Here is a 255-nt window from a genome sequence, read left to right as displayed (position 1 = left end):
TTTCGTGCTGAGGCAAGATTCTTAAGAGCATTATCTTACTATCATGCAATAGATATTTATGGAAAAGTACCTTTTGCTACCGAAGACAATATCATTGGTTCTGGAGTGAAACCACCAATGCAATCAAAAGTGTATGTATTCAATTATATTATTGAAGAATTAAATAGTATAGATGCAGATTTAGTAGCTCCAAAAACAAACGAATATGGTAGAGCAGATAAAGCAGCTGCATGGATGTTAAAAGCCAAATTATAT

The 255-nt window shown here is 32.5% G+C and carries 1 pseudogene; it reads left to right on the top strand.

From position 1 onward, the window contains the following. Window positions 1-255 (top strand): annotated as a pseudogene (locus tag WFK35_RS23345) (RagB/SusD family nutrient uptake outer membrane protein); the annotation flags it as partial.

The organism is Chryseobacterium sp. VD8, from assembly GCF_037149975.1.
GTDB lineage: Bacteria > Bacteroidota > Bacteroidia > Flavobacteriales > Weeksellaceae > Chryseobacterium > Chryseobacterium indicum.
Note: the sequence above shows the minus strand (reverse complement) of the source record. Positions and strands in the feature narration are given on the sequence as shown.